The sequence below is a fragment of the Cupriavidus sp. WS genome (assembly GCF_000395345.1).
GTDB lineage: Bacteria > Pseudomonadota > Gammaproteobacteria > Burkholderiales > Burkholderiaceae > Cupriavidus > Cupriavidus basilensis_B.
Window position 1 is genome coordinate 1 of sequence record NZ_AQPL01000366.1, and the last position, 7,844, is coordinate 7,844.

The 7,844-nt window shown below is 63.7% G+C and carries 10 protein-coding genes; all 10 read right to left on the bottom strand.

Annotated features, from left to right (window positions below; genetic code table 11):
• The coding region (gene fliF / locus K206_RS0126575) for a flagellar basal-body MS-ring/collar protein FliF (protein ID WP_020423926.1) at positions 1 to 714 on the bottom strand (714 nt) is incomplete at its 3' end.
• Between the two features lie 10 nt (positions 715 to 724).
• The gene (locus tag K206_RS44400) at positions 725 to 1,042 is read right to left on the bottom strand and encodes a flagellar hook-basal body complex protein FliE (protein ID WP_020423927.1); all 318 of its coding nucleotides are present in this window, start codon (positions 1,040 to 1,042) and stop codon (positions 725 to 727) included.
• Complete coding sequence (gene flgC, locus K206_RS0126585) at positions 1,039 to 1,482, bottom strand: flagellar basal body rod protein FlgC (RefSeq protein WP_020205415.1); 444 nt, start codon at positions 1,480 to 1,482, stop codon at positions 1,039 to 1,041. Before flgC ends, K206_RS44400 begins: the two co-directional genes overlap by 4 nt.
• The gene (locus tag K206_RS39375) at positions 1,479 to 1,823 is read right to left on the bottom strand and encodes a hypothetical protein (RefSeq protein ID WP_020205416.1); all 345 of its coding nucleotides are present in this window, start codon (positions 1,821 to 1,823) and stop codon (positions 1,479 to 1,481) included. The genes flgC and K206_RS39375 overlap by 4 nt, the downstream gene beginning before the upstream one ends.
• Before the next feature lie 36 nt (positions 1,824 to 1,859).
• A complete protein-coding gene (gene flgI, locus K206_RS0126595; RefSeq protein WP_231401686.1) occupies positions 1,860 to 2,948 on the bottom strand; it encodes a flagellar basal body P-ring protein FlgI in 1,089 nt (362 codons plus the stop codon).
• A gap of 29 nt (positions 2,949 to 2,977) precedes the next feature.
• On the bottom strand, positions 2,978 to 3,517 hold the full coding sequence (locus K206_RS0126600) for a flagellar basal body L-ring protein FlgH (RefSeq protein ID WP_231401687.1): 540 nt from the start codon (positions 3,515 to 3,517) through the stop codon (positions 2,978 to 2,980).
• 44 nt (positions 3,518 to 3,561) lie between these two features.
• Entirely contained in the window at positions 3,562 to 4,314 is a 753-nt protein-coding gene (locus K206_RS0126605; RefSeq protein ID WP_020205419.1) for a hypothetical protein, read from the bottom strand.
• Positions 4,314 to 5,087, bottom strand: a complete 774-nt coding sequence (locus K206_RS0126610; RefSeq protein WP_020205420.1) for a flagellar hook-basal body protein — start codon at positions 5,085 to 5,087, stop codon at positions 4,314 to 4,316. The genes K206_RS0126605 and K206_RS0126610 overlap by 1 nt, the downstream gene beginning before the upstream one ends.
• A gap of 2 nt (positions 5,088 to 5,089) precedes the next feature.
• Positions 5,090 to 5,788, bottom strand: coding sequence for a flagellar hook-basal body protein (locus tag K206_RS0126615; RefSeq protein ID WP_020205421.1), 699 nt, complete (start codon positions 5,786 to 5,788; stop codon positions 5,090 to 5,092).
• A 41-nt stretch (positions 5,789 to 5,829) separates the two neighbouring features.
• Positions 5,830 to 7,844, bottom strand: a 2,015-nt coding sequence (locus tag K206_RS39380) for an FHIPEP family type III secretion protein (RefSeq protein ID WP_043367126.1), incomplete at its 5' end; no start/stop codon positions are given.

A 7,844-nucleotide genomic window follows, 5' to 3' on the forward strand; every position in this document is an offset into this window, starting at 1 on the left:
CCGGATCTTGCGCGCATAGTACTGTTCCAACGCCAGCTTCTGCGCCAGCACCGGATTGCGCACCTCTGGCTCTGCCGACACCGCCGGCGTACCGTGCTGATCGAGGATGGCGACATCGGCAAGATCGAGCTGCGGCACCGCCGCGGCCACCAGCCGGCGAATGCCGTTGACTGTGGCCTCGGCAAGCACCTCGCCTTCGTTCAGGAAGATCGCCACTGACGCGCGCGGACGGATGTCATCGCGGCGATACAGCGTCGCCTCCGGCAAGGACAGGTGAACGCGCGCCAGACGGACCTCGTCAAGGCTCATGATGGTGCGCGCCAGCTCCCCCTGCAGGGCACGCTGGAAATTGACCTTCTGCGCAAATTCGGTCAAGCCCAGATCAGCATGCTCGAACAACTCCAGCCCGGCTACGCCCTGGAGATGAATGCTGCCACTCATCACCTTCAGGCGCATGGCACGCTGTTCCCCTTCCGGCACCAGCACGGAAGTGCCGTCATCCGACACGCGGTACGGCACCCCGGACTTTTCCAGTTCCGCGACGACGGCGCCGGCGTCCTGATGGTTCAGGTCGCGGAACAGTACCTCGTAGCGCGGCTGGACAGCCCACACGAGCGCCAGGACCGCGCCCGCCAGGATCGCCGCGGCGCCTGCCCCCAAAGCGAGCCGTCGTGACGGCGACAGCGAAGCCACCAGCGAGAATATTCCAGGCATGGGGATTTCCTTAAAGTTGCATGCGCATCAATTCCTGGTACCCCTCGACCAGTCGCGTTCGGACCTGAAGCAGCAGTTGAAAAGACTGGCGGGCCTCCTCGAGCGCCAGCATGACCTGGTGTGGCGGCAGGTTTTCGCCAGCGGCAAAGTGCCGGGTCATGTCTTGCGCCGTCAGCATGGCGGCATCGGCACGCATGGCGCCATCCAGCAACTGCCCGGCGAACCCGCCAGACACCAATGACAGAGGCTGGTTGGCCAACTCGCCGGGAAAACTGGCGGCGGTGGCGTGCGCGGCCAAGCCAATGGAGTCCAACGCAGCGGTACTCAAGAGCGGCTCCCTATTTCGAGCGCACGCGCATACATGGTGCGCGCGAGGTTGTATACGGCGACATTGGCTTCGTAAATGCGTTGTGACTGGATCAGCAAAGTCATCTCCGCGGCATGGTCGATTCCCGGATAGGCGACATTGCCGTTCGCATCTGCATGGGGATGGGCAGGCTCATGCATCAGCCGGGGCTGCGTGTCCATGGCTTCGATTCCATAGATCCGGACACCACCCGCCGGCCTGGCGTCGGCAGGCCACGGCGCGACGCCGGCCTGCGTCATGAACGCCGGACCGGAAATCAGGCGCTGCGGCACATACGCCTCTCCGCTGGCCATGCGGGTGGTCCCGGCGTTGGCGAGATTGCGCGCAATGACTTCGATGCGCTGCCATTCGACCTCCATGCCCGAGCGCGCGATGGCGGCAATCGTGCCGGCCGCAGTCACAGCACCCCCTTGAGTGCCAGCGAGTGCAATTGGAACTGCCGGTCCGCCAATGCCGTCAGCACGGCAAAACGGCTCGCGGTGTCACTGGCCAGGCTCAGTTCGAGATCGGGGCGCAATCCTCCCACGGTTGCCGGGAGTTCCCTCGCGGCATCGATCGGGGCCGCGCGCACCTTCGATGGTTCGGCCATCATCAGTGCCTGCTGCAGAGAGCGCTCAAATGACACGCGCACCGGCAAGAAACCAGGACTGCCAAGATTGGCAATGTTGTGGGCAGTGGCGAATGCGCGCGCGTCGAGCCCATCGAGTGCGCGCGCGACAGTGGCGATAGTGAGATCTGGCATGATGTTGAATGGTCTGCTCTTGGTCTGTCGCGCCGGCTATTGCACCATGATGTCGGCATACAAGGCGCCGGCAGCCTTGATCGCCTGCAGGATGGAAATGATGTCGCGCGTGCTGACCTGAAGCCTGGCCAGTGACTGCACGAGATCGCCGACAGTGGTATTGGGAAACGTCGCTGCGACCGTTTTCGGCGATTCGGCGACCTTCAGTTCACTGTTGCCTATCACCAGGCTGCGCACCTGCGGTCCCGCCACGGTGATCAGACCAGGCTGGGAAGCGCTGTACTCGGTAGTCACCGAAATGCGCAAGTCACCATGCGAAATGGCAATGGCGCCAATGCGAACGTTGCCGCCTGCCACTACCGTGCCGGTACGTTCGCTGATCACCACCCTTGCCGCCCAGTCCGGCATGACCATGAGCCGCTCCACGCGGGCCACGAAAGCGGCAAGACCCGCGGCGCCGCCTTGCGCACGAATCGCCACCGACTGCGCGTCGCGCAGGCTGGCAATACCTGTGCCGAACGTTTCGTTGATGCGCGCTGCGACGCGATCGGCGGTAGACGCATCGGCATCCTTGAGCAAGAAGACGATCTGCCCATCCTGCAGCGTCAGTGGCGAAACGACCTGACGTTCCACGGTAGCGCCCGCCGGTACCAGCCCGACCGTGGGATGATTCTTCTGCTGCAGGTTGCCGTTGGCGTCATAACGGAATCCACCGACCGATACCGGCCCCTGTGCCAGCGCGTAGACTTCCCGGTCCGGTCCGCGAAGCGGCGTCATGATCAACGTGCCTCCGCTCAGGCTCCTGGCATCGCCGATGGAGGTGACATTGATGTCCAGCTTGTCGCCAACGTGTGCCGATGGCGGCAGCGTACCCGACACCATCACCGCCGCCACGTTGCGGCTCTGTAGTTGCTCGGGACCGACCGCCGCATCGAAATTCGACAGCACATTCGCGAGTGCCTGCCGGGTCGCCTGATGACGACTGCTGTCACCTGAGCCGGCGAGGCCGGTGACGATGCCGTAGCCAACCAGCATATTGTCGCGCCAGCCCAGAAAGCGGCCGAGATCCTTGAGGCGGACTTCCGCATCGGCACACCAAGAGGATGGCGGCAACCCGATCGCCATGATCAGTGCGAACCAGAGACGAAGATGCCTCACCATAGTCCCAACCATGCCAGGATGCGTGGAATCAAGCCCGGCTTGGCTCGATCGGTAATGAAGCCGTCGCCGGTGTAGTCGATATGCGCATCGGCAAGCCGGCTCGATATCACCGTGTTGTTGGGTCCGATGTCCGTGGCGCGGACTCGGCCATCCAGGCGAATACCCGTCTTCTCGCCGTTGACATCGATGCGCTGCTCGCCTGCTACGCGCAGGTCGCCGTTGGGCATGACCTCGACCACCGCTGCACTCAGTTGCGCCAGTAGCCTCCCGGTGCGCTGGATACGGCCACGGCCGCCATAACTATCCGATGCACCCAGTGCAGCGCCATTGCGGCGCGCATCGAGCACGGACACATTGGCCTGAACGCTGAAACTGGTGCTGGTGGAAGTGTCGGCGGTATTGGATGCGCTGGAGTTCTCGTAGACCAGGATCGTGACTATGTCTCCCTGCCGCGCTGCGCGCCGATCCCCCACCAGTGCGCGATGCTCCGTCGCCGAAAACAGATCGGCTGCCACGGCCGGGCCGAGCGTCAATGCGGCCAATCCGAATGCGCTTATGCGACAAGCCATGGCGCACATCATCTGCCGTCCTCCGTTGCCGCCAGTTGCATAACCCTGCCATCTGCCAAGCCATATGCCGTGACCTGGCCACTACGGCCGCTCTGCAACGAGAGCGCCCGACGCGAGATGGTCACGGCCCCCTGACGCGCCATGAGTTCGACCGGATCGCCCCTGCGTATCGTGGCAAGGAAGCCATGCAGATACGATGGCAGGCAACTGCCAGCCGCCAGTGTTTCACGTGCGATCACGATGCCGCGACCGGCGGAAAATCTGACCGAACGACCCGCCTCGCGCTCCGGACGGCAATTGGCGGTATGCACATCGCCCGTGCGCAATGCCAATCCCGGCGGCACCGCCTGGGAGAGCATCAGCCCCGTTGGCGCGGCACGCCGACGCGGGCCGGTCGCATCGGGTCTTGCAGTGCAACCGCCAGGCGGAAATCGCACCGTCACCTCGCTATCGTCATCTGCGCTCAGCCACGGCGCCAGCGCCGGAATCTGCCGCCGCGCGCGCGTGGCAAGGCGATCCGCCGGCAACCGCATGCCGGCACCGGCCAGCGTGCCCAGGCTCAAACGTTCGGCGGGTTCACGCAAGACGGGCGGCAACGCCGATAAATCGGCCACCTCGGAGAAGCGGATATCGCAGGACGACACCACCGCCGTGTCGCGAAAATGCACCAAGCCTGCGGCATCGGCGCCTTCGGAGCCGGTCGACAACAGGCTAAGAAGGCCCAGAAGGACCAGCGGCACACGGCGGGCCAGTGCCTCCATCAGCGACGCAATCCGTTGACGATACCCATCAACTCGTCGCCCGCCTGCACGACACGGGCATTGGCGGCATAGGCACGCTGAAAAATCAACAGGTTGACCATCTCGTCGGACAACTGAACATTCGAGCGTTCGAGAAAACCCTGCACCATCGCCCCCGCACGTTCCTCGCCAGGTTTGAGCCGCGTCAATGCGGCGTTCTCGTCGGCCTCGAAGATACCTTCGCCACGTGGGCGCAGCGCGCGCACATCGGCGGCAAGCACGAGTTCCAGTTGACCGAGTTCCACAGATTCAGTCCGATCCGGTACCGTGGCGCGAATCCGGCCTTCCGCGTCGATCGTGATTCCGGTCGCATCGGAGGGCACTGCAATGGTCGCCTTCAAGGTCTCGCCGGAGGCAACGGCCAGATGACCGTCGTCGTCAACATGCAAGGTACCGCCGCGCCACAGCAGCGGCTCCCCGCCTGCGGACTGCAACTCGACAAAACCCTCGCCGCGGATAGCCAGGTCCATGGCATTGCCGGTCTCCCGCAGCTCGCCTTGAGAAAATGTCCGAAGTCCGGAGACAAGCATCACGCCCTGGTCCACCGGGTCGCCGGACGGCGCAGATGAAGTGGCACGCACCGCAGACGGCGCCGAGGCTACCAGCGTGGCGAAGTCCGCAATGCCACGCTTGAATGCCACCGTATTTACATTGGCGATATTGTGGCCGACGATATCGACCGCACCTTGCTGTGCGAGCAGCCCCGTCGCACCGATATAGAACGCGCCGTTCATGGTCAGGAAATCTCCCCAATGCGCTGCAATACGGTGCCGAGCATCTCGTCGTATGCCCTCACCACTCTCTGGCCGCCTTCGGCTTCGCGCAGCGCTGCCATCAGGCGCAGCATGTCGTCCGCGCTGGAGACATTGGATGCCTCATAGCTACCCTGCACGACCGTTGGCCGCTCGACCTCCCGCGGGTCCGCGCCGGCGGTAAAGCCAGCATGGCTTCGCACAAGCCTCGCCGGTTCGGCGAAATCCACGATGAGCAAGCGATCCACCGGCATGCCGTTGTCCAGCACGGTACCGTCGTGAGTGACGCGCCAATGGGCGCCACGCACCACGATATCGCCTCCCGTTCCCTGCAGCGCCTGGCCTTGCGCACTGGTCACGCGACCGGACGCATCGAGGACGAAGCGCCCCGCGCGTGCATACTCGACGCCCGCCCCGCCTGATTCATTGCGAAGTACGAAAAAGCCGGAACTGGCCAACGCGAGGTCAAGTGGATTGCCGCTGTTTACCAATTTGCCCTGGAGGAAATCGCTTGCCACGCGCAACGCAGGCATGCCACGTCCGGCCATACCGAGTTGCTCGGCAAAGGACACCTCGCGCTTATACCCTGCGGTGGTTGCATTGGCGATGTTCCTGGCGGCGCTTTCGAGCCGCTGCGAAGCAATCGACAATAGCTGAGTCGAGATGCGCATCAATTCAGTCATTGGATTCACTCGTCCTGTTTGCCTTGTGGCCGCGCTAGTCGCTAGTTGATGTTGACGACACCGAACGCCCTGAGATTCATCGAGGGCGGGATCTCGTTGACTCCCACCACCGCAAGCCGGGGCACCACGCGCTGCGTGAACAGCTTGATAGCGCGGCGAATCTCCGGCCGGCACAACAACACCGGCGACTGGCTCTGCCGCATCATTGCCTCGGTCTGCGCCAGCAGGCGGGCCAGCAATTGCTCCGCCAGGGCCGGCTCCAGCACCGGCCCTGCTGCGCCGTCTTCGGCCGACCGCAGGTTGTCCAGCACCCGGCTCTCCAGCGCCGGGTCCAGCGTCAGGACGGACAAGGCGTCGTTTTCCCCGCGCAGGGCCTGGCAGATCTGGTGGCCCAGGCGCTGCCGCACCGCTTCGCCCAGTCGCGCCGTATCTTTCTCGTGCCGCCCCGTATCCACCAGGACCTCGGCGATGCGATCCATGTTCCGTATCGAGACGTGTTCGGCCAGCAGATTGCAGAGCACCTGCTGGATATCGGTCACGCTCAGCAACGCCGGCACCATTTCCTCGACCAGGCCGGGCTGCCTGGCACGAACCTCATCCAGCAAATTCACCACGGCTGCCCGCGAAACCAGCTGAACGAGATTGAGCTTGATGACCTCCGTGAGATGGGTCATCAACACCGTGACCGGATCGACGATCGTGTATCCCTTTCGCTTGGCCGATGCTGTCTCCTCGGCATCCATCCAGACCGCGGGCAAGCCGAATGCAGGATCCCGCGTGCGCACGCCCGGAAGCGACTCGCCATTGTCGGAAGCGTGGATGGCCATCATCCGCTCCGGATAGAGCGCCGCTTGTCCGTAGCGGCTGCCAAACAGCGAAATACGATAGTCATCGGGCGGCAGCGTCAGTTGCTCCTTGAATGCGATCTCGGGCAGCATCACTCCCAGTTCTTGCTGGATGTCCTGCCGCAATGCGAGCGCGCGCCCGGCAAGCGCGGGACGTTGCGACGCCAGCGCCGCGCCCAGGACGCTCCCGAAACCGATCTCGATCGGCGCGGGCTGGGCCGAGAACGCGGCGGTTTCCGGCGCGGCCTGCGCAGCCCCTTCGCCCCCGGTTTCCTCCCGCATGCCGGCACTGGTTCGCCTCAGCAGCCAGCCCAGGATCATGACGGGCCCGATGACCAGCGCCAGCCATCCCGGCATGCCTGGCAACAGCAGCAAGGCCAGCATGGCGATCGAAACCAGCCATTGGACCTTGGGAAACCGGAACAACTGCTGCCCGACCACGATGCCGAGTTGCTGGTCCGACGATGAACGCGTGACAATCAGGCCAGTCGCCACGGAGATGATCAGGGCCGGCACCTGCGTCACGATGCCGTCGCCGATGGTGAGCAGGGTGAAGGTCTGCAGAGCCTGCTGCCAGCCCATCCCCATCTGCGCGATGCCGACGATCCAGCCCGCCAGGACATTGATCAGCAGGATCAGTATCCCGGCAATCGCGTCGCCCTTGACGAACTTGCTCGCTCCATCCATCGCGCCGTAGAAGCCCGCCTCCTTTTCGAGCGACTTGCGTCGCCTCTGCGCCTCTGCCTGGTCGATCAGGCCCATGTTCAGGTCGGCATCGATACTCATCTGCTGGCCGGGCATGCCATCGAGCGCGAAACGGGCCGCCACCTCCGATACACGTTGCGCACCGCCTGTGACCACGATGTATTGAACGACGACCAGAATCAGGAAGACGATGAAGCCAATGACGAAATTACCTTGCACCACGAATTTCCCGATGGCTGCAATCACATGTCCTGCCTGTGCCTTCGAGAGAATCAGCCGTGTCGCCGCAATGCTTAGGGAGAGTCGGAACAGAGTGGCCAGCAGCAGCAGTGACGGAAAGGTCGAGAAGTCCACTGGCTGTGCCACATAGAACGTCAGCAACAGGATGGCCAGGGCGAACGCGAGATTGACGATGATCAGCAGATCGAGCAGCGCCGCGGGAATGGGAGTGAAGAGCAGCAGCAGAATCGCCACGACACAGGCGGAACCTGTCAGATTTTTTGTGT